Below are 272 nucleotides of genomic sequence, written 5' to 3'. Positions count from 1 at the left end.
CATAGATAAGTCTCGGTTCTTCAAATAACCAGTGATTGTGTATAGCTGTAACTAATATTTGTTCACTCTTTTTGATCTCTTCTAGGAAAGGGTTTACTTCTTCTTGTAAAAAAACAAGTTCTGCCAAATTCAAAGTTTTATCCTTTTTAGCAACAGGTTCGAAACTAAACTCTAAATCGATTACCATATCTGAACTTGTAGGATGACCAAGAATTGTAGGCTTTAAATTTTTTCTCTCCCGTGTTACCTTACATAAGTTCTTTTTTTGTTCA

General features: G+C 32.4%; 1 protein-coding gene. It reads right to left on the bottom strand.

Going from position 1 to position 272, the window contains the following annotated elements; all coding sequences use genetic code 11:
- On the bottom strand, positions 1-272 hold a 272-nt coding region (locus SB717_RS35810), incomplete at both ends, for a DUF1259 domain-containing protein (protein ID WP_410907723.1).

The sequence above is a fragment of the Priestia sp. SIMBA_032 genome (assembly GCF_046535215.1).
Classification (GTDB): domain Bacteria; phylum Bacillota; class Bacilli; order Bacillales; family Bacillaceae_H; genus Priestia; species Priestia aryabhattai.
The sequence above is the reverse complement of the archived record's forward strand: the minus strand, read 5'-3'. Positions and strand labels throughout refer to the sequence as shown.